We start from the raw sequence: 20764 nt of genomic DNA on the forward strand, positions 1-20764 counted from the left end.
TCGTAGTTACCGATAACATGTGGTGTCCATCACAATGCGAATGTTAAGTTCAGTGCCCTAAAGTACTTTTTTGTAAGATGCGTACAAAGTAGTCCGCGTAGCTGTCGCTCAGGGTGAGCTCGCCGGCGTCGTGCAATGCCTGCAGGGTCAGGACGTCCTCCACCGTGGGGTCGGCGAAGAACTTGCCCACCGTGATCCCGTGCGCAGGGGTGGACAGGACCGTGACGGGGTCGCCGGCGGCAAGCTTGCCGCCCTCCACCACTCGCAGGTAGCAGCCAATGCGCGCCGCCTGGGTGAACCGCTTGACCCATTGGGGCTCGCCCATGCGTTCTCCAAATGTGGCGCAGGGGACGCGCGGGGACGTGGCCTCCAGCACCACGTCGGCACCAACCCGCCAGCGTTGGCCGATCACGGCGCCGGAGACGTCAATGCCCTGGGTACGCAGGTTTTCGCCAAAGAGTCCCGGCGGGATGTCCCGGCCCAGCTCCTTGGCCCAGTAGTCCGCGTCCTCCTGCGAGTAGGCGTACACGGCCTGGTCCGGCCCGCCGTGGTTCTTGCGGTCGGCCTGGACGTCGCCGTGCAGGCCCAGCGGGCGGACCTTGACGGGGCCGTCCACGGCGCGCTTGTCGATGGCGGTGACGCCTATGCCTGTCTTGGTGCCGTGCAATTGATGGACACGGCACACGGCCAGGACGGTTCCGGCGGCTGCGTTGTTCATCCCCAAATCTACGCCAGGGCGGGTTGGGGCCGGCCCATTGGTTTTCCACCTTCCATGGCAGGAGGGGCGTGCGGGGTGTCATCTCGACACCCCGCACGCCCCTCAGGCTAGGCCCGGCGCCTGCGGCCCATCACCAGTAGGACCAGTCCCGCCAGTACGACGACGGCCCCGCCCACTGCCGGCCAGAGCGCGGCCCCGGTGCTTGCCAGATTGTTCTCTCCCTCCGGCATCGAGGGGGATACAGTTGCCGATGCGGTCGCGGTCGCTGCCGAGGTGGCCTTCGGTCCGGCCGTGGGCGTCATCGTCGGGTCGGCTGTCGGCGTCGCAGACACTGTCTGCTCAACCGTGGGTTCAGCCGTGGGTTCAGCCGTGGGTTCAACGGTTGGCTCCGTCGTCGGCTTGATTGTCGGGTTGGTCGTCGGGTCAACGCTCGGCGTTGCCGTCATGGTCGGATCAACTGTCGGCTCGGTTGTGGGCTCGGCTGTCGGTTCCGGCGTCGCTGTCGGCTCAACCGTCGGTTCCGGCGTCGGCTCGACCACCGGCGCACACACCACGTTGGACCCGGGTGCCTTGGCCGGCAACGCCGACACAATCACCCAACGGTAAGTTTGCGAGGAAACGCCGTCCGCGCCCAGGGTTTGTACCTGGACAACGTTGGGGCCGGACATCAGATCAAAGGCGTAACTGCCATCGGCGGCCGGTTCCATGCGGACATCATTGAACTGCACCTGGAGTTTTGTCCCGGCATCGCCCGGCTTGAACCTGGCCGATACCGTGGCGGTTGCCGCATCGGTGTTGGCCATCCAGGCCAGGGGTGAGACCGGTGCAGCAAACTGCACACCCGACCATGTGGGTGCGTCAATCGCGGCCAGCAGCGTGGCCGGTGCCGGTTCCACCACGGTGCCGAAGAAGGGCTGCGCGACACCCTTGACCGTCAGTGCGCTGAAGTTGAATGCGGTGTCGCCCGTGCTGGTGCCGGCGGCAAGGACGCCCACGCGACCGTTGTTGCCGACGGCGGCGTTGGTAATCGACCCAATGACGGTGAAGGCGGTGCCGTCCGTCGAGTAGCTTGCCGTGTAGGCGTTCCCGGTCCGCGAGATCTTCAGCCACACATCCGCCGCAGGGGGCGCGGCCACCTGGGTGTTTTCATTGGGTTGGCCGGCCGCTTCCGTGACCAGGGCAAGTACGGGCGAGCCGTTGGCGTGCTTGCGTTCCAGGGCCACGTAGTTGTCGTCGTCGGCATAGAGGATCAGCCCGGCCTCCTCGTACTGGGACTTGGTGGCGCCGCTGAGCTTGACGACGGCGTCCGTGTCGCCGACCGCTGGGACGTCCTGGCGCAGGATGTTCACGGCCGCGTTTTGGGTGGCCCACAATCCGTTGACACCGGCCTTGAGCGTGACGGTGTCCTTGTTGACCGCGGCCCAGCGGCTCGGATCCTCACGAACCCATCCCATTCCGGCAGCCAGCGTTGACTTGGGCACGTTGACGGCGGTGACGTTGTCCGCATTGGTGAGGACGCCGTCGCCGGCACCGTCGACCTCGGCGGCGGCCATGGCCGAGGTATTGGCCCGCAGGTTGAAACCGGGCTCATAGCTGTTGCCGGAAATGAGGACCCCGCTGCTGCCGCTAAAGGAGAAGAGCGGCTTGGACGACGTCACGCTGACGGGCGCCGTTGGTGAGTAATGGTTGACCGCGTTGGCGGTGAACTCGAGTCCGGACACCGACTTTGCGCTCACCAGCTGCCCGCCGGAGAGGAGCGAGAACCTGTTGGCTTCGATGGAGATGTCGTGGTGGACAGCCTTGCCGTCCTCGTTTTGGCTGTTGGTGGGGTCGACAAAGATTGTCGCGGACCCCGTGGCCGGGCGGTCAAAGACGTTGTTGCGAATCTTCACGTCCTCCACCCCGCCGGACTCGTACCAGGATGCGGCATCCGCGGAAATGTAGATGCTGGCCATGCCCATTTGGTCGAAGATGTTCCGCTCGATGAGCACCGGCTTGGGAGTGGTCACCAGGATGCCGCGGGTCGGCACGGACTGGAAGGTATTGCCGGCCACGTAGACCTCGGGTGTGTACGTCAGGTTTTCGGCCACGAACTGGCTCACCGCAAGGTTCGCCGGCAGGTCACCATCCACCGTGACGGTCATCTGGGTCAGGCTGTGGGATGAATCCGTGCCACTGGGGCCATCGACGCTGACCACCTTGAACGTGGCGGCACCTTCGGGAAGCATGGTGGCCTTCTTGACGAAACGGAGCTCGTCACCGGGGTAGAACTGCGGGAAGCCGGCCGTCTCGTTGTGCATGTACTGCAGGGTGACGGTGCGGGCGGCCCTGTCCAGCGCCTTGACCTCCACATAGGTGCCGTGGATGTTGATGGGGTCGTCGTGCGGGTTGTCGAACAGCGAGTTGGTGATCTGCACCTTCCCGGCCACACCCGACATTTGGACGAAGTCGGCAAAGGAGGCGGTCTGCCGGTCGGTGCCGGGGTCCGTGCGCAACGTGATCTTGTCCATGGAGATGTCGTGGCTGAACTGGCCAACGATGCCAAAGCCGTGCAAGTAGTGCATTTTCATGTTGCTCAGTGCTGTCCGCGTGGATTCCCAGATGAAGCTGCCGGGGGTGTCGCGCGTAGTTTTCCGCATTTCATAGACCTTGCCCGCACCGCCCGGGTCGGTGGCGGCGGTGTAGCTGACCCGCAGCACTCCCCCGCCGAGGTCGGCAACGGCGCTTGAACCGGTCCACAGGGGCAGTCCGGAGCGCAGGGTCAGCCCGCTGGCGAGGTCGCGGATCTGGTTTTGTCCGGCACTTGCGCCGGACGGGGCGTGCGTCCAATACGGCTGGCCCGTGACGGGGCTGGTTTCTCCGGTAAACGTGGCGCTTGCCCCGGAGATTGCGTAGTTCACCCCTGCCGGAACCTTGATGTCGCGGTAGCCGTGGCCGCCCGCAACCCCGCTCGTCAGGACCGTGAGGTCCAGGGTGCCGGGCGCGTACCAATCGGTGTCCAGGTTTTGGACCGTGACGTCCGAGGATCGGATGGCGGCGATTTGGGTCTGGTTGCCGTGGAAGGTCAGCGCGGAGCCCATCCCGTCGACAATCACGTCGTGCATGTCCTCGAGCAGCAAGCCTATTGATTTGTTCGCATAGGCCTGGTCTGCGCCGACCGTGTTGGAGACATAGAGTTCGCGTTGGGGCGCGGCCTCGGGGTACATCGAGTAGCTGCCGCAGGGGAAGACGATGGTGGCGGGCTTCTTCAGGCTCTTGGCGTAGAGGATGGCGTCATTGACAGCCTTGGCGGAGTCCTTCCTGCCCGTGGGGTCGGCACCAAAGTCGGTGACCTTGACGATGGCCCGCTCCTTGGCGTGCACGGGCAATGCCGATTGGTCCTGGACGGCCGGCTGGTCCGCGTGAAAGCCGACATTCTGTGCGCTCAGGCCCTTTGCGGGCATCAATGGTCCCGGAGTCCATGCCCCGGCCAGGGGCGCCTGGTCCGCGGCATGCGCCTGGACGGGTGCGGTTCCCCCTACGAGGACCACTCCCATGCCAAGCGCCAGGAACCCGGCGCCCCAACGCCGGAGTTTTGTCTCGGGTGCCGCACATCGCGGCGAAGCGTTCGCTGTTGGTGTCATTTGCACATGGTATTGAGCCAAGACATATGACGTCTATCACTTTGCGTAAATGCTTCGATTGTTACTTTTTGAAATCTATTGTTGAAGTATTTTCAACCGACCGCGATCCGGTCCCGGCAATGCCCAAGAAATTTGAAGTTTGGGGGCGAATCCAGCATGCGGTTCGCTTCGGCACTTCAGTAAAATCAACCACCACCTCGATCAGACATCACACCTTTAATGCTGCGTCCACACGACATGCAGCGGCTCAGTACGCCACGCCCACTCCGTGCCCGAAGCTCGCCTTGTCCCCCACCATGGCGAGCATGGCATGGGCAACGTCGCCGCGGCTGATCTTCCGGCCACCGCGCAGGTTGGCGTCAATGGCGGTGCGGTAGACGCCCGTCGTCGGCGTATTCAACAGTTGCGGCGGCCGCACCGCGGTCCAGTCCAGCCCGCTCGCGGCGAGGTCGGCCTCCATGAGGCGCAGATCGACGTAGTTTTCCTTGAAGATCTGCTCGATGATCGGGGTGATGACCGTCCGCAGCAGGAATGGCTGCCCTTCCGGCACCGGGCCCAGCGGCGAGGCGCTGACCACCAGGAGCCTGCGCACGCCGGCCAACTCCATGGCTTCGCGGATGGTCCGGGTGACCGGCGCCGTGCTGCCCGCCAGCTTGCGGCTGCGCGGGCCGACGGCGGAAAGCACCGCATCGCGTCCGGCCACGGCATCCTCGAGCTCCTCGGGGTTGTCGAGCGTGGCGACCTCGACAATCTCCAGGCGCTCCCCCGTCACAGGCAGCCGCGAGCGGTCCCGGACCACCGCCGTCACATCGTGTCCGCCGGTCAGCGCGTGCCGCACAATTTCCTGCCCGACCCCGCCGCTTGCACCAAAAACCGTCAGTCTCATGGCTGCTCTCCCTCGTCATGAAACAGGCTACAACCATCGGCGGTGCAGCTCCTGTGGGTTCGGGGCGCTCTCCCGCATCGGCGGTGCAGCTGATGCGGGCTCCACGGCCCGCAGCCCGCATCAGCTGCACCACCAAATCCGCAATCGCTCCGGATACGACTGCGGCCGGCGACCTGGGAAACCCCGGGTCACCGGCCGCCGTCGTGCTTGACGGAAATTAGGCGGAGATGGACTCTTCCGCGTCCAGGACGTCGGCCTCGGAGGCCCAGCGGGGCAGGAAGCTGGCGGCGATCGCAGCCAGCACCATCCCGCCGGCCATCAGCCACATGGTGGAGGTGAATCCGTCAATGAACACCCCGGACTGGCTGTGCGCCGTGCTGGATTCGATCCCGTTGAAGAACAGCGTGCCAACGATCGCCACGCCCAGGGCTCCGGAGAGCTGGCTGGTGGTGTTGAACAGGCCCGAGGCCGCGCCGGCAAACTTCACCGGCACCTCGGAGAGCACGAAGATGCCCACGGGCGCCACGACCATGCCGAAGCCGGCACCGCTCAACGCCAGGCCCGCGATCAGGTGCCACGGGGTGACCCCGCCGCCGTTGGCCTGGACGGTGAAGATCAGCACCACGAAGCCGATCGCGATGACCAGCGGACCCAGCTGCAGCACCACGCGGCCGATCTTCTTGGCCAGGATGGCCGCGGACAGGCCGGCCAGGATCGGGACCATGACCGAGAACGGGATCATGGTCAGGCCGGCCTTCAGGATCGGGTACTGCAGACCGAGCTGCAGGAACAGGGTCTGGATCAGGAAGAAGCCGTTCATGGGGATGAAGAACAGGAACATCATGACGATGCCGGCCGCGAAGGAGCGGCTCTTGAACAAGGACACCGGTACCAGCGGCTCGCCGCCGTGCTTCTCCTCGCGGTGCTGCAACAGCACAAAACCGACCAGTACCAGGAGGCCGAACCCCATCATCAGGAATGTCCACAGTGGCCAGCCGTCCTCGCGGCCCATGGTCAGCGGGTACAGGATGGAGAGCATGCCGACGGCCAGGACCACGACGCCGGAGAGGTCAAGTTTGTGCCGGACGGGCGCGAAGGATTCGGGCACGAACTTCATGGCGCAGATGACCGCGAAGATGCCGACCGGGACGTTGACGAAGAAGATGGTGCGCCAGCCCCAGCCGAACAGGTTGGAGTCGGTCAGGATGGCGCCGAGGATGGGGCCCGACACGGCGGCCACACCGGCCAGTGCGGAGAAACCGGCCATGGCGCCGGCACGTTCCTTCGGCTTGTACATGACCTGCACGCTGGAGAGCACCTGCGGGATCATCGACGCGGACGCGAAGCCCTGCAGCGCGCGGGAGGCGATCAGCATCTCCGGGTTCTGGGCCAGGCCGCACAGCACCGAGGACACCGTGAAGACCACCAGGCCGATGATGAACATCTTCTTGCGCCCGTAGATGTCACCCAGCCGGGAGCCGGTGATCAGGCCGATGGCCAGCGCCAGCGTGTAGGAGGCCACCATCCACTGGAGTTCGGCGTTGTGGGCGTCGAGGGACCGTTCAATGTCGGGGAGCGCGACGTTGACGATCGTGGCGTCCAACAACTCCATGAAGGATGCCAGGAACAAGGAGATGAGGGCTATGGAGCGGGCCCTGCCGATGGGTGGTGCCGTGGTTTTCATTGGTGATCCTTGAATAGTGGTGAGGCAAAGTGTGTGGGGCGGGTCATTGAGCTTGGCGAAATCCCGGGTCTCGACAAGCTCGACCACCGGGGCAGTTACGGGTGGGGTTCGTGGGTTTGGGACAGCAGGGTCAGGGATTCCCGGCTCCAGGTCACGGCCCCCGAGCGAAGGTCGGCCAGGAGGTTGTCGAGGAAGGCAACTTCCGTGGCGCGGGTTTGCAGGATCAGTTCCGTGTCCAGCAGCACCACCCGCGGCAGGAAGCCCTCCACGGCCGCCAGACCGTTGCGCAGCTCGTCCACCTCGGCGGCAACCAGGCCGCGGCGCGTTTCGAGCAGTTCCGCCAGCGATTCGGGAGTCAGCATGGGCGCGTGCGCCAACGCCGCGTAGAAGTCCGGGAAGCTGCGCCTCGGCACGGACAGCATGTCGGTCAGCCAACCGTAGGCGGTGGCGCGCCCGTCGTCGGTGATTTCGTAGACGTTGCGTTCGGGCCGCTGCCCGTCGCGTTCGGTCTCCGCCACCCGGACCAGGCCCTCCCGGGTGAGCCTGTCGATGGTGCTGTACAGGCTGGCCCGCTGGCTGACGTTGATGACCTTGTCCTTGCCGCGCGAGGTAATGAGCTGCTGCATACGGTAGGGGTGCATGGGCGCCTCCTCCAGCAGGGAGAGCACGGCAAGGGCCAGCGGGGAACGTTTGGACATAGTCATAATATTACTAATCGTTTTTTGACCACGCCATAGCCGGGCGGCAGGAATCTTTGTGGGATGCCCCACTGCTCAAGGCTGGAAGCGGTACCCCATGCCGGCCTCCGTGAGCAGGTGAACGGGGCTTGCCGGGTCCCGTTCAAGCTTGCGCCGCAGCTGGGCCATGTACACGCGCAGGTAGTGGGTCTCCTTGGCATAGGCCGGACCCCACACCTCCGTCAGGATTTGCTGCTGGCTCACCAGCCGGCCGGGGTTGCGCACCAGCAGTTCCAGCACGCTCCACTCGGTGGGGGTCATGCGCACTGCGGCGTCGTTCCGGGTGACCTGCTTGTTGGCCAGGTCCACCGTGAACTCGGCCGTCGTGACGAGCGGCTCGGCCACCTGCACTCCGGAGCGCCGGGTGGCCGCGCGCAGCCGCGCCAGCAGCTCGTCCAGGCCAAACGGCTTCGTCACGTAGTCGTCGGCGCCGGCGTCCAGGGCCTCCACCTTGTCGTGCGAGCCGTGCCGGGCCGACAGCACGATGATCGGCACCTCGGTCCACCCGCGCAGCCCGGCAATCACCTCAAGCCCGTCCATGTCGGGCAGGCCCAGGTCGAGGACGACGACGTCGACCGGCTGGGTCTGTGCCGCCTGCAGGGCGGTGGTCCCGTTGTGGGCGGGCACCACGGTGTAGCCGTGGGCGTGCAGGTTGATCTGGAGGGCGCGCAGGATCTGTGGTTCGTCGTCGACGATCAATACCGTGGTCACGGTGACGCCCCCTTCATGCTGCCTCGTTGGTGGTGCCGGTTGATAGTGGAAGTCTAATGATCATGGTCAGCCCGCCGCCTGCGGTTTCCTCCGCGTCCAGGACTCCGCCCATGATGTCGATGAATCCCTTGGCGACGGCGAGCCCGAGCCCCACCCCCGTGCCGCCCTGCGGGCCGTAGGAGACGTCGTCGAGGCGTTGGAACGGCCGGAACATGGCCATGACGTTCTCCGCCGGGACCCCCAGGCCGTGGTCCACGATCCGCAGTTCGCTCGCGGGCCGTCCGTCAATCGTGGCGCTGCCGCTGCCGCCCACTGAACCCACCAGCAGGATGTCCGAATCCGGTGCGTACTTCACCGCGTTCTCCACGATGTTGGCGATCACCCGTTCCAGCAGGCCGGGGTCCGCCTCGACCGCGGGCATGTTGGCGGGCAATTCGCTGCGCACCCGCCCGGACGGAACCCCGTGCAGCGCGGCCGGGATCACCTCCTGCCAGCTCACGGGCCCCAACACGGGCTGGACCATGTCGGCGCTCAGCCGGGACATGTCCAGCAGGTTGCCCACCAGTGCGTCCATCCTGTCCGCATAGTGCTCAATCGTGGCCAGCAGCTCGGCCTCGTCCGCCGGATCGAACTGCACCTCGGTTTGGCGCAGGCTGCTCACGGCCAGCTTGATCCCGGCCAACGGCGTGCGGAGGTCATGCGAGACGGCGCGCAGCACGGAGGTGCGGATCTTGTTGTCCTGGGCCAGCTGCTGGTATTCGCGCTGGGTGAGCGTGAGCGCCTCGCGTTGTTCCAACGCGATCAGGTGGGCGCCAAAGGCCCCCAGCAGCCGCCGGTCGCTCGCGGGCAGGATCCGCCCGCTCAACCCCAGGACCCAGTGGTCGGAGATTTCCTGCACATTGTCCGCCACATCGGGGTTCGACGGCGGCTCCTCCCCCACGCTGGCATCCTTGCGCCACGTGCTCAGATCGTTCCCCACGCCGCTGAACAACGCCACGCTGCGCATGCCAAAGTATTCACGCACCTGCTCCAGGAACACCTGCACCGTGTCCTGGGAGGCGAGGATGCCGCGGGCCAGTTCGCTGAGCGTTGCGGCCTCGGCCCCCGCCTTGATGGCCTCCCGGGACCGCCTGGCGGACTGGTCGACGGCGAGCGCCACGGCCACGGCCACGAGCAGGAACACGAGCAGGGCCAGCAGGTTTTCGGGGTCGCTGATGGTCAGGGTGCCCACGGGCGGGGCGGAGTAGAAGTTCAGCAGCAGGCTGCTCCACACGGCGGCCACGACCGCCGGCCACAGCCCGCCCACCAGGGCCACCCCGATCGTGGCGGCAAATTGGATGAGCATGGTCAGCTGCAGGCTCATCTCGCCCGTGCCCAGCTGCACCAGGACCGGCAGCAGCACGGCCAGCGCGAAGCCGACGATGACGCGTTTCTTGTTCAGCTCGCCGCGGCTGAAGCGCGGGCCCGAGGTGCCGCCCAGCGGGTGCGGGACCATGTGGACGTCCATGTCGCCGGCGTCGCGCACCACCCGGGCGCCCACGCCCGGACTGGCGAAAACGCCCAGCAGCGGTTTCCGGCGGGAGGAGCCGATCACGATCTGGGTGGCTCCCACGCTGCGGGCAAAGTCCAGCAAGGCCCGGGCAGGGTCCTCCCCGCCCACCGAATGGTAGGTGCCGCCCAGGTCGGTGACGAGCTGGCGTTGGCTTTCCAGGGCCAGCGGGACGTCGCCGGCCACGCCGTCGGAGCGTGGGATGTGCACGGCCATGAGTTCCCCGCCGCTGACCCGGCTCAGGATCCGGGCAGCCCGGCGCAGCAGGAACTCCCCTTCCGCCCCGCCGGTCAGGCCCACCACCACGCGTTCGCGGGTGGGCCAGCTGGCCTCGATCCCGTGGGTCTGCCGGTATTTGGCCACGCCTTCCTCGACACGGTCGGCGAGCCACAGCAGGGCCAATTCGCGCAGCGCCGTGAGGTTTCCCAGCCGGAAATAGTTCGCCATGGCCGCGTCCACCTTGTCGCGGGCGTAAACGTTGCCGGCGCTGAGGCGTTGACGCAACAGTTCCGGCGGGATGTCGACCAGCTCAATCTGGTCGGCCCGGCGGACCACGTCATCGGGCACTGTCTCCTGCTGGCGCACCCCCGTGATGGCGTCGACCACGTCACCCAGGGAGGCCAGGTGCTGGACGTTGACGGTGGAATAGACGTCGATGCCGGCGGCCAGCAGCTCCTCCACGTCCTGCCAGCGCTTGGCGTTCCCGGCGCCCGGCACATTGGAGTGGGCATATTCGTCCACGAGGGCCAGGGCGGGTCGCCGGGCCAGCAGACCCGCGACGTCGAGCTCGTCGAAATCGCTCTCACGGTAGCGGACCTTCTTGGTGGGCTGGAGCTCCAGGCCTTCGAGCTGCGCCCGGGTTTGCTCGCGTCCGTGGTCCAGGACAATGCCCGCCACCACATCCACCCCGGCCGCCGCCTGCACGTGCCCCTCCTCCAACATGGAGTAGGTTTTGCCCACGCCGGGGGCCGCCCCCAGGAAAATCCGCAATATGCCCCGTGCCATAACGTTATTGTCGCAGCAGCTAGTGCGTGTTCATGGCTTGGCGCAGCGCGGCGTTCAAAGTGGTCGTGTTCACGGACGCCTGGCCCAGGAAGGCGTTGAGCCCGCTGCTGGTGTTGGCGGCCACGAGTTCCCTGACCTTCGCCTCGCCCAGTCCGCTTTCGCCGGCCACGCGCGGCACCTGGAGTGCGGCGTAGGCCGTGGAGATTTCGGCGTCGAGCCCGGAGCCGCTGGCCGTGACGGCGTCGATCGGCACGGCGGACGGCGCCACATCCTCACGCTTGGCGACCTCCGCCCGGTTTGCCGCGATGGCCTTCACGAGCGCCGGCTGGTTGGGTCCGAGGTTGCTGGCCGAGGACGTGGCCGGGTTCCACTCGACCGCCGAGGGCCGCGGGTAGAAGAACTTCGTCCCGGTCACGGGCTGAGCCAGCAGGGAGGATCCCGCCGGGGCGCCGGCCACGGTGATGATGGACCCGTTGGCCTGGGCCGGGGCCACGGCCTGCCCGATCCCAAAGACCAGGACGGGGTAGGCCAGGCCCAGCAGGATCGTGGCGCACAGCAGGAACCGCACGGAAGTGAGGAGTTGGCGTCCATAAGCGTTCATTGTGCTAACCAATCGTGGGAATGAGGGCGACCAGCAGGTCGATGAGCTTGATGCCGATGAACGGCGCGATCACGCCGCCCAGGCCATAGATGAGCAGGTTCCGGGACAGGGCCCGGGCGGCGGAGACCGCCCGGTACTTCACCCCGCGCAGCGCCAGCGGCACGAGGGCCACAATCACCAGGGCGTTGAAGATCACGGCGGAGAGGATGGCACTTTCCGGGGAATGCAGACCCATGATGTTCAGCAGCTCCAGCCCCGGGAAGGCGCCGGCAAACAGGGCCGGCACAATGGCGAAGTACTTGGCCACGTCGTTGGCCACCGAGAACGTGGTCAGCGAGCCGCGGGTGATCAGCAACTGCTTGCCGATCCCGACGATGTCGATCAGCTTCGTCGGATCCGAATCCAGGTCCACCATGTTGGCCGCCTCCTTGGCGGCGCTGGTGCCCGAGTTCATGGCCACCCCCACATCGGCGGCGGCCAGTGCCGGGGCGTCGTTCGTGCCGTCCCCCGTCATCGCCACGAGCCGGCCGGCCTCCTGTTCGCGCTTGATCACGGCCAGCTTGTCCTCCGGCGTGGCCTCGGCCAGGAAGTCGTCGACCCCGGCCTCCCCCGCGATGGCGGCCGCCGTGATCTTGTTGTCGCCCGTGATCATGATGGTCCTGATGCCCATGGCGCGCAGCTCGGCAAACCGTTCCTTCATGCCCGGCTTGACCACGTCGGCCAGGTGGATGACGCCGAGCACCTGGGCGCGCTCGCCGTCGTAGGTGGCCACCAGCAGCGGGGTGCCGCCGGTGCCGGAGATCTCCAGCACGGCGTCCTCAAGTTCCTGGGGCAGGAACCCGCCGCGTTCCTTGGCATAAAGTTCGACGGCGGCCGCGGCCCCCTTGCGCACCTCCAGGACGCCGGTGCCCCGGTTTGCCGGGTGCCCTGCCGGGAGGTTGAGTCCGCTCATGCGGGTCACGGCACTGAATTCGATGACCTCCACCTCGGGGGTCAGCTCATCCGGGCCGGGCGCGGAGGTCTTCCCGTCAAGGGCCAAATCCACGATGGATCGCCCCTCCGGGGTTTCGTCCGCCAGGGAGGACAAGCGGGCCGTGTCGATGAGCACCCGCTGGTCGACGCCGTCGGCCGCGATGAACGCGACGGCGCGGCGGTTGCCGTAGGTGATGGTGCCGGTCTTATCGAGCAGCAGCGTGGTGATGTCGCCCGCGGTTTCCACGGCACGGCCGGAGGTGGCCAGCACGTTGCGCTGCACCAGCCGGTCCATGCCGGCGATCCCGATGGCCGGCACCAGGGCGCCGATGGTGGTGGGGATCAGGCAGACCAGCAGGGCCACCAGGACCACGGGGGTGGGCAGGGCGTTGGCGAAGTTGGCCATGGGCGCCAGGGTCATGATGCAGACCACGAACACGATGGTCAGGGACGCCAGCAGCACGTTCAGGGCGATCTCGTTGGGGGTCCGTTGCCGGGTGGCTCCCTCCACGAGGGCGATCATCCGGTCCAGGAACGTCTTGCCGCTGGCCGCCGTAATGCGGACCACGATCCGGTCCGAGAGCACCATGGTGCCGCCCGTGACGGAGCTCCTGTCGCCGCCGGATTCGCGGATCACGGGGGCGGATTCGCCCGTGATGGCGGATTCGTCAACGCTGGCCAGGCCCTCGATCACGTCGCCGTCGCTGGGAATCAGGTCCCCGGCCTCGCAGATGACCACGTCGCCGACGGCCAGTTCGGTGCCGGGCACCAATTCCTCGGTGTAACCGTCCCCGGAGCCGCCGGCCGGCACCAGGGTGCCCACCCGGCGTCGTGCCATGACCGAGGTCCGGGCGGCGCGCAGGCTGTCCGCCTGGGCCTTGCCGCGGCCCTCGGCGATGGCCTCGGACAGATTGCCGAAGACCACCGTCAGCCACAGCCATACGGTGACGCCGATCGAGAAGACCGCCGACGACGAGCCCTGGATGAGCTGTTGGATGCTGACGAAGGAGCACACCACCGAGCCGATCAGCACCGTGAACATGACGGGTGAATGGATCATGGCGCGGGGGTTGAGCTTGCGGAAAGCCAGGGGCAGCGCCGCAATGGTGTTTGTCAGGTTCATTTGATGAGTCCTTCGGCGGCCGGGCCCAGGGCAAGGGCCGGGAAATAAGTGAGTGCGGTGACGAGCAGTGACACACCGCCAAGCAGGATGGCGAACAGCGGGCCGTGCGTGGCCAGGGTGCCGGCGGTGTCCGGGACCCGCCGCTGCCGGCCAAGGGAACCGGCCAGGGCCAGGACCAGGATGATCGGCAGGAAGCGGCCCACGAACATCACGACCGCCGTCAGGGTTGCCAGCCCGGGGCCGGAGGTGGTGATGCCGCCAAAGGCCGAGCCGTTGTTGTTCGCCGTGGAGGTGAAGGCGTACAGGATTTCGCTGAAGCCGTGCGGGCCAACTGCCGGGGCGTTCGCGGCCAGCGACGGGATCGCGACGGTGATGGAGGTGCCCACCAGGGCCGCCACCGGGGTGACCAGGATGTAGATGGCCACGAGCTTCATTTGGCTCGCGCCGATCTTCTTGCCCAGGAACTCGGGGGTCCGGCCCACCATCAGCCCGCCGATGAACACGGCCACCAGGGCCAGCATCAGCAGTCCGTACAGTCCGGAGCCAACGCCGCCCGGAGCCACCTCGCCGAGCATCATGTTCAGCATGGCCAGGCCCCCGGCCAAAGGCGGCAGGGAATCGTGGGCCACGTTGACGGCTCCGGTGGAGGTCAGCGTGGTGGCGGAGGCGAAGACGGTGCTCGGGGCGATTCCAAAACGTTGTTCAAAACCCTCGGCCACGCTGGTGCCGGTTCCGGAGAACGTGGCGACGGCCCACGTCATCAGGGTCGTGGAAATGAGCCAGAACGCGACCATGACCGTCAGCAGCGTGTATCCCTGGCGTTTGTCGCCCACCATGCGCCCGTACATGGCGGGCAGCGAGAAGGGGATCAGCAGGATCAGGAACACCTCGAACAGGCTGCTGAACGCCGTGGGGTTTTCAAAGGGGTGGGCGGAGTTGGCGTTGAAATAGCCGCCGCCGTTGGTGCCAAGTTCCTTGATGGCTTCCTGGGAGGCCACGGGCCCGCCGGGAACCGTTTGTTGGGCGCCGGAGACAAGTGTGTGGATGTCGGTGCCGCCCCAGTTCTGGATGACGCCGGTGATGATCAGGACCACGGCCGCGATGATGCTCAGCGGCAGCAGGATCCGGAACGTGCCCCGGGTCAGGTCCACCCAAAAGTTCCCCACATTGGCGGTTTCGGAGCGGACAAGACCGCGGATCAGGGCGACCACCACGGCCAGGCCGACGGCGGCGGACAGGAAGTTCTGCACGGCCAGCAAGCCCATCTGGGCACCAAAACCAAGCGTGGTTTCCGGTACGTACGTCTGCCAGTTCGTGTTGGTCACGAACGACACCGCGGTGTTGATGGCGACCCACGGGTCCACCGCGCCCAGTCCCTGGCTGAACGGCAGCACGCCCTGGAGCAGAAGCCCCGCAAAGACCACCAGGATGGACGCGACACTGAAGACCATCAGTGAGCGGACGTACACCTTCCAGTGCTGGTCCGCCTGGGCGTCGATGCCGGAAAGCTTGTACAGGCCCCGCTCCGCGGCAAGGTGCTTGCGGCTGGTGAAGGTGGCCGCAAGGTAGCGGCCCATGGGCTGGTGGACGGCGCCCAGCACCACTATCAGCACCACCATCTGGGTGATGAAGGAGAAAAGATTAAGCTCCATGGCGGCCGGTCACCACTTCTCGGGGCGGATGAGGGCCGCGAACAGGTAGACCAGCAGGGCCAGTCCCACCAGCCCCAAAATTAACCACGTAACGATTGCCACGACGAACCTGCTTTCACAAACTGTGCGTTGATGTCTTGTTCCATCGCACACCCGTGCAGCGTCCGCGGCCGCCGTTTTTACGGGTTCTTAACGCACGGCGGCAGCTTCTTGACGGCTTCCTGACAGGCCCCGGGCAGGGCGGCGGCCAGGGTCCATGGCAGGGTACTGTCAGGGCCCCCTCCGGCGCCGGCGCTACGCCGAAAATCCGCCGTCGGCCTTGATCAGCTGCCCGCTGACCCAGCGCCCGCCGGGCGACAGCAGGAACGCGGCAGTGGGGGCCACATCCGCGGGGGTCCCGAGCCGGCCGCCCGGTTGCATGGCCGTCAATCCGCTGCGGGTTGCGTCGTCCATCCAGCCCGTGTCCACGGGTCCCGGGTTGAGCACGTTGGCGCTGATGCCGGATCCGCCCAGCTCCCTGGCGGCGGCAATCACCATCCTGTCGAGGGCGCCCTTGGACGCGCCGTACGGGAGGTTGAACGCGGTATGATCGCTGGTCAGCGCCACGATTGCGCCGCCGGCGGGCGTGATTTGCCGGGCAAAGGCGGCCATCAGCTGCCAGCTGGCGCGGGAGTTGACGGCAAAGTGCCGGTCGAAGCTTTCCAGGGTGGTGTCCAGGATGCCGGAGTCCACGGATTCGCAGTGCGAGAGCACCATGCCCCGCAGCGGCCCGGCCTCCTCGGCGATCCTGGCCATGAGCCGCTCGACGGCGGTCGGGTCGGCGAGGTCCGCCGGCAGCGCCCACACCCGGGCGCCGGCGGACTCGAGCTCGGCGGTCAGGGCGCGGACGTCATCGGGTTGCACGCCCCAGGGCATGCGCGCGTCATAGGCTTCCCAATAGTTCAGCACCAGGTCCCAGCCGTCGGCGGCGAGAGCGCGGGCAATGCCGGCGCCGATGCCCGCGGTACGGCCCACTCCGGTGACTAGTGCAATTTTTTGTTCCATCGCACCAGCCTATGTGCGATGCGCCGCCCGCAGCTTCCGCCCCCGACTTCCGCCCGCGGCAAACGCTTTGGGGGTAGCGTGGAAGTGGCCCACCGGCCCGCATTCACCTACATCACGCGCATTCCTCGAAAGGCCGTCATGACTCCCACACTGCCCACCCCCAAGCCGGCATTTGTTCCGGGCCGGGTGACCAAGCCGGCCACCCCTGCGGCGAAGCCTGCCGGAAAACCTGCCGCCAAGGGGAAAGCCGCCAAGGGCGCTCCCGCCAAGCCGGCGGCCAACACGGCATCCATTAGCGCGGCGATCCGGGAGGCGGCGGACGCGGCGAAGAAGCGCGTGCTGGCCATTACCAATGCCCGCGTGGTGCCGGTGGAGGGCGCACCCTTTGACGGCACCGTGTTGGTGGAGGGAGGGAAGATCCTGGCCCTGGGCGCATCCGTGCAGGTTCCCGCCGGCGCCGACGTCCTTGATGCCAAGGGCCAGTGGCTGCTGCCCGGCTTCATTGACGCACACGTGCATTTGGGCATGCACCCCGAGGGCGAGGTGGGTTCCACGAGTGACGTGAATGAAATGACGGACCCGGTCATGGCGGGGGTGCGCGCCATTGACGCCGTGGATCCCTTCGATCCCGGCTTCGACGACGCCCTCTCGGGTGGCATCACGGCCGTCAACGTCAATCCGGGCTCGGGGAATCCGATCGGCGGGCTGGCGGTGGCTTTGCACACGCACGGGCGCCGCGTCGATGAGATGGTGCTGCGCTCCCCCAGCGGGCTGAAGTCGGCGTTGGGTGAGAACCCCAAGAATATTTATGGCGAGAAGAAGCAGACGCCCTCCACCCGGTTGGGCACGGCGCTGGTGATTCGCAAGGCGTTCATGGACGCGCAAAACTGGCTGGCCGGGCCGGAACCACGCCCGCGCAACGCCCACCTGGAGGCGCTGGCCATGGTGCTCAAGCGCGAAATCCCGTGGCGCCAGCACTGCCACCGGGCCGACGACGTCGCCACGGCCATCCGTCTGGCGGATGAATTTGGCTATGACCTGGTCATTGACCACGGCACCGAGGCGCACGTGATTGGCGATGTCCTGGCTGCGCGCGGCACCCCGGTGTTGATCGGGCCGCTGTTCACCACCAAGTCAAAGCCCGAGTTGCGGGCCCGCTCGCTGGCCAACCCGGGCAAGCTGGCCGCGGCCGGCGTCGAAATTTCCATCATTACCGACCACCCGGTGGTGCCCATCAACTTCCTGGTCCACCAGGCCACGTTCGCGGTCCGCGAGGGCCTGGACCGTGACACCGCACTGCGCGCCATCACCATCAACCCGGCCAAGGTGCTGGGTCTGGCGGAGCGGATCGGCTCGCTGAAGGTGGGCAAGGACGCGGACCTGGTGCTGTGGAGCGGCGATCCACTTGATGTCATGCAGCGGGCCCTGAAGGTGTTCATTGGCGGCAAGCCCGTTTACACGTACGACGTCGACACCCGGACGGGCGCCGCCGCCTCACGCGTGTAATTTCCCCACCTCCACGGACAAACGCCGTATCACTTTTGGCGCTCTTTTTGGGAACGCTTGTGCAATTTAGTGCACACGCATTCCCGAAAAATGGGCCAAAAGTGATACGGCGTTTGTGGGCAGGATTACTGGGCCGGAAGCTGCAGTACCTGGCCGGTGAAGATCAGGTCGGGGTGGATGACCGTGTCGAGGTTGGCTGCGTACAGCGTCTCCCAGCCACCGGTGATGCCCAGCTTCTGGGCGATCCCGCTCAACGTGTCGCCGGAGGCGATCGTGTAGGTCTTTCCGCTCACGGCAACGGCGGCCGGGGTTGCTGCAACGGGAGCTGCCTCAACAACGGGAGCCTGCTCGACGGGTGCCGCCTGGACGGGGGCTGCCTCAACGGGAGCCTGCTCGACCGGGGCTGCCTGGACAGGAGCCGCCTGCACGGGGGCCGCAGCTACGGGAGCGACCTCCGAAGACTGTGCGGCAACGGGTGCTGCCGCGGCCGGGGTGTAGGCGGTTCCGCCGCCACCGCTGAGGCCAAGCTGAGCCGAGCAGGAGGGCCATGCGCCCCATCCCTGGCCGGCCTGGACACGCTCGGCAACGGCGATTTGCTGTGCACGTGAAGCGTTCTCGGGGGCGCCGGTGCCGCCGTAGGCTGCCCAGGTGCTGGGGGTGAACTGCAGCCCACCGGAGAATCCGTTGCCGGTATTAATGGCCCAGTTGCCGCCGCTTTCACACTGTGCGAGCTGGTCCCAGGTACTGCCGTCGGCCGCATTGGCCCCGGTCCCGGCGACGGCGAGGCCGGCTCCGGCGATGGCTGCAACAGCCAGGACACGACCGATATTGCGCGTAATTTTATTGTTCTTCATGGGTTCATGCTCCGAAGAGGCCACCTGCGCTCCGCCCGTCCCCGGACATCTTTGCACCACCGTCCAACCTGCTGATGTGGAGGTTATTTTCCGCGGCCTGACCTAATGACGGTGTGCGGTGTGAACAGGCCCGGGCATTCGTGGCCTACCAGATGGTCCGGCCGTCCCCTTGGGGTACTTCAACGGTAGGGCACCCACAGAACTTAATCAAATTGATACTTAAATCAGGATTTTGTTATCTTTTCGACACAGTTTTCGGAAATTCATGGTGTAAGCACCGTGGCTTAATTCGGGATTCTTGGCCTCGGCGCCCCGATTTGGCCGATTTTTGCCCGCCTGCGACCCTGCATCTTTTTTAGTCGTCTTTTATTCGCCGGCTTCCGCCCCGGCTTCTTCACCGGATTCCGCCGGCTTCCGCCCGCCGCACCCATCGGGAGCCCGGCCCCTCGGCTGCGGCTTCGTCGCCCGGATTGAACAAGGTGCACTTCCCCAGGGACAGGCAGCCACATCCGATGCAGCTGTCCAGGGACTCCTGCAGGACCTCAAGCTGTCGAATCCGCCGAGCCACCAACTCGGACCAGCCCGTACTCAGGCGGGTCCAGTCGCGCTGGGACGGCGCCCTGTCCGCCGGCAGTTCCGCCAGTGCGTTGGCGATTTCGGCGAGGGTCAGGCCCACCCGCTGCCCGGCCGCCACGAGGGCCAGGCGGCGCAGCACGTGCCGTGGGAAAAGCCTCTTGTTGCCGGCGGTGCGTTGGGAGCGGATCAGTCCGCGTTCCTCGTAGTACCGCACGGTGGGCACGGAAACACCGGCCCGCCGGGCCAGTTCGCCAATGGTGAGCAGCTCGTTCGGGGCAATGTGGGCCATGCCGCCAGCCTGCCACGCCTCCGCGGTTGACCTCAAGTTAGCTTGAGCTGTTTCACTGGAGCACACCACTCACCGGGCACCACCCCAAGGAGCTTCCATGACCGCCGCACAGTTGTCCCGCAGGACCCGATCCGAAGCGCCGACCCAGCTTGCACCAACCCCGGCCGCCGCGGCCTCCGGCGCCAATCGGGGCCATGAAAACGTGCCCGCCCACCCCACGCAACGGGAGCGCCGTCGTCGTCGGCAATCCCCGGACCGCCCGCTTCCGCACGAATCGATGTCGCTGCTCTGGGCCGGTCATCTCACCGGCCCGCGCTAAGCTCTCCACCAACCAGCCAAAAGGAATTCCATGACCATCTGGACGTGCGCCACGTGCGCGATCGAACACCCAGACACCCCCACACCGCCGCAGATCTGCGAAATATGCGCCGACGAACGCCAATTCATCCCGCCCGGCGGGCAGCGCTGGACCACCCGCGACGAACTCGCCGGCCAGGGCTTACGCACCGTCGTGACCGAGCTGGAGTCGGGGCTGCACGCCGTGGAAACGGTTCCCGAGCTGGGCATCGGCCAACGCGGCCTGCTCCTCCAGACAAACCACGGAAACGTGTTGTGGGAGCCGCCGGGATTCATTGACGACGACGGCGTGGCGAAGGTGCGCGCGCTGGGCGGCATCGCGGCGGTCACCGCCAGCCACCCCCACCTGACGGGATCCTCGATCCAATGGAGCCACGCGTTTGGCCGGGTGCCCGTGTACGTGGCGGCGGCAGACCAGCAATGGATTCGCCGGCCGGACCCCGTCATCCGGCTTTGGCAGGACCGGCAGGAATTGTTGCCGGGCGTGCCCGTGTACCAGTGCGGCGGGCACTTCGCGGGCAGCAGCGTGCTGCACTGGCCGGCGGGTGCGGGCGGCCGGGGCGCCCTGCTCACGGGCGACACGATCGCCGTTGGGGGTGACCGGACGTCGGTCAACGCCATGCGCAGCTACGTCAACAACATTCCGCTGCCCAAAAAGGCCATCCTGCGCATCCTGGACGTCACGGAACCGCTGCCCTTCGAGAGGATCTACGGCGCCTTCCGCATCCTCGACGCCGGCGCCAAGGAGATCACCGCCCGCTCGCTTCGGCGGTACATGGACTGGCTGGACGGCACGCCGGAGGAATAGCGGCAAGAGGCCCGTCATCTTGGGCGCGCGCGGCCACGGCTGTGCCATGATGTGATCCATAACATAAGC

The 20764-nt window shown here is 66.7% G+C and carries 18 protein-coding genes; 4 read left to right on the forward strand and 14 right to left on the reverse strand.

What is annotated here, in order from left to right:
- Positions 1-49 precede the first annotated feature (49 nt).
- The 3 genes from AL755_RS19130 to AL755_RS19140 form a co-directional block, all read right to left on the reverse strand.
- The gene (locus AL755_RS19130) at positions 50-718 is read right to left on the reverse strand and encodes an MOSC domain-containing protein (RefSeq protein ID WP_054012359.1); all 669 of its coding nucleotides are present in this window, start codon (positions 716-718) and stop codon (positions 50-52) included.
- A gap of 107 nt (positions 719-825) precedes the next feature.
- Positions 826-4341 carry a DUF1349 domain-containing protein gene (locus tag AL755_RS23340; RefSeq protein ID WP_082369426.1) on the reverse strand — a complete coding sequence of 1172 codons (3516 nt, stop codon included), beginning with the start codon at positions 4339-4341 and terminating at the stop codon, positions 826-828.
- A 247-nt stretch (positions 4342-4588) separates the two neighbouring features.
- Entirely contained in the window at positions 4589-5227 is a 639-nt protein-coding gene (locus AL755_RS19140; RefSeq protein ID WP_054012360.1) for an NAD(P)-dependent oxidoreductase, read from the reverse strand.
- A gap of 17 nt (positions 5228-5244) precedes the next feature.
- Here AL755_RS19140 and AL755_RS24180 point away from each other — a divergent pair, with 17 nt between their 5' ends.
- Entirely contained in the window at positions 5245-5448 is a 204-nt protein-coding gene (locus tag AL755_RS24180) for a hypothetical protein (protein ID WP_150117181.1), read from the forward strand.
- Here AL755_RS24180 and AL755_RS19145 read toward each other — a convergent pair.
- From AL755_RS19145 to AL755_RS19180, 9 genes are all read right to left on the reverse strand, one after another.
- A complete protein-coding gene (locus AL755_RS19145) occupies positions 5445-6911 on the reverse strand; it encodes an MFS transporter (protein WP_054012361.1) in 1467 nt (488 codons plus the stop codon). The two genes, AL755_RS24180 and AL755_RS19145, sit on opposite strands and share 4 nt — an antisense overlap.
- Before the next feature lie 95 nt (positions 6912-7006).
- Entirely contained in the window at positions 7007-7609 is a 603-nt protein-coding gene (locus tag AL755_RS19150; RefSeq protein WP_054012362.1) for a PadR family transcriptional regulator, read from the reverse strand.
- Positions 7610-7684: 75 nt separating this feature from the next.
- Positions 7685-8359 carry a response regulator gene (locus tag AL755_RS19155; protein ID WP_054012363.1) on the reverse strand — a complete coding sequence of 225 codons (675 nt, stop codon included), beginning with the start codon at positions 8357-8359 and terminating at the stop codon, positions 7685-7687.
- A 13-nt stretch (positions 8360-8372) separates the two neighbouring features.
- Positions 8373-10913, reverse strand: a complete 2541-nt coding sequence (locus tag AL755_RS19160; protein ID WP_054012364.1) for a DUF4118 domain-containing protein — start codon at positions 10911-10913, stop codon at positions 8373-8375.
- 19 nt (positions 10914-10932) lie between these two features.
- Entirely contained in the window at positions 10933-11514 is a 582-nt protein-coding gene (kdpC, locus tag AL755_RS19165; protein WP_054012365.1) for a K(+)-transporting ATPase subunit C, read from the reverse strand.
- 4 nt (positions 11515-11518) lie between these two features.
- Positions 11519-13609, reverse strand: a complete 2091-nt coding sequence (gene kdpB, locus AL755_RS19170) for a potassium-transporting ATPase subunit KdpB (RefSeq protein ID WP_082369427.1) — start codon at positions 13607-13609, stop codon at positions 11519-11521.
- A complete protein-coding gene (gene kdpA / locus AL755_RS19175; RefSeq protein ID WP_054012366.1) occupies positions 13606-15261 on the reverse strand; it encodes a potassium-transporting ATPase subunit KdpA in 1656 nt (551 codons plus the stop codon). The genes kdpB and kdpA overlap by 4 nt, the downstream gene beginning before the upstream one ends.
- Positions 15262-15270: 9 nt before the next feature.
- A complete protein-coding gene (gene kdpF, locus AL755_RS23035; RefSeq protein ID WP_107503890.1) occupies positions 15271-15363 on the reverse strand; it encodes a K(+)-transporting ATPase subunit F in 93 nt (30 codons plus the stop codon).
- Between the two features lie 192 nt (positions 15364-15555).
- Positions 15556-16305: an SDR family oxidoreductase gene (locus tag AL755_RS19180; RefSeq protein ID WP_054012367.1), complete on the reverse strand. Its 750-nt coding sequence runs from the start codon at positions 16303-16305 to the stop codon at positions 15556-15558.
- A 138-nt stretch (positions 16306-16443) separates the two neighbouring features.
- Between AL755_RS19180 and AL755_RS19185 the strand changes: the two genes are divergently transcribed.
- Positions 16444-17811 (forward strand): amidohydrolase, encoded by a 1368-nt coding sequence (locus tag AL755_RS19185; protein ID WP_082369626.1) that lies wholly within the window; start codon positions 16444-16446, stop codon positions 17809-17811.
- A gap of 125 nt (positions 17812-17936) precedes the next feature.
- Here AL755_RS19185 and AL755_RS19190 read toward each other — a convergent pair whose 3' ends face one another.
- Positions 17937-18665 carry a LysM peptidoglycan-binding domain-containing protein gene (locus AL755_RS19190; RefSeq protein WP_054012368.1) on the reverse strand — a complete coding sequence of 243 codons (729 nt, stop codon included), beginning with the start codon at positions 18663-18665 and terminating at the stop codon, positions 17937-17939.
- A 394-nt stretch (positions 18666-19059) separates the two neighbouring features.
- Positions 19060-19530 (reverse strand): redox-sensitive transcriptional activator SoxR, encoded by a 471-nt coding sequence (gene soxR, locus AL755_RS19195; RefSeq protein ID WP_054012369.1) that lies wholly within the window; start codon positions 19528-19530, stop codon positions 19060-19062.
- A gap of 97 nt (positions 19531-19627) precedes the next feature.
- On the opposite strand from soxR, the gene AL755_RS23350 reads away from it, so the two are divergent.
- Together AL755_RS23350 and AL755_RS19200 are read left to right on the forward strand one after the other, a co-directional pair.
- Positions 19628-19849: a hypothetical protein gene (locus AL755_RS23350; RefSeq protein WP_150117182.1), complete on the forward strand. Its 222-nt coding sequence runs from the start codon at positions 19628-19630 to the stop codon at positions 19847-19849.
- Between the two features lie 30 nt (positions 19850-19879).
- Positions 19880-20695 carry a hydrolase gene (locus tag AL755_RS19200; protein ID WP_054012370.1) on the forward strand — a complete coding sequence of 272 codons (816 nt, stop codon included), beginning with the start codon at positions 19880-19882 and terminating at the stop codon, positions 20693-20695.
- Positions 20696-20764: the final 69 nt, after the last annotated feature.

Origin of the sequence: Arthrobacter sp. ERGS1:01, assembly GCF_001281315.1 — a bacterium.
GTDB lineage: Bacteria > Actinomycetota > Actinomycetes > Actinomycetales > Micrococcaceae > Specibacter.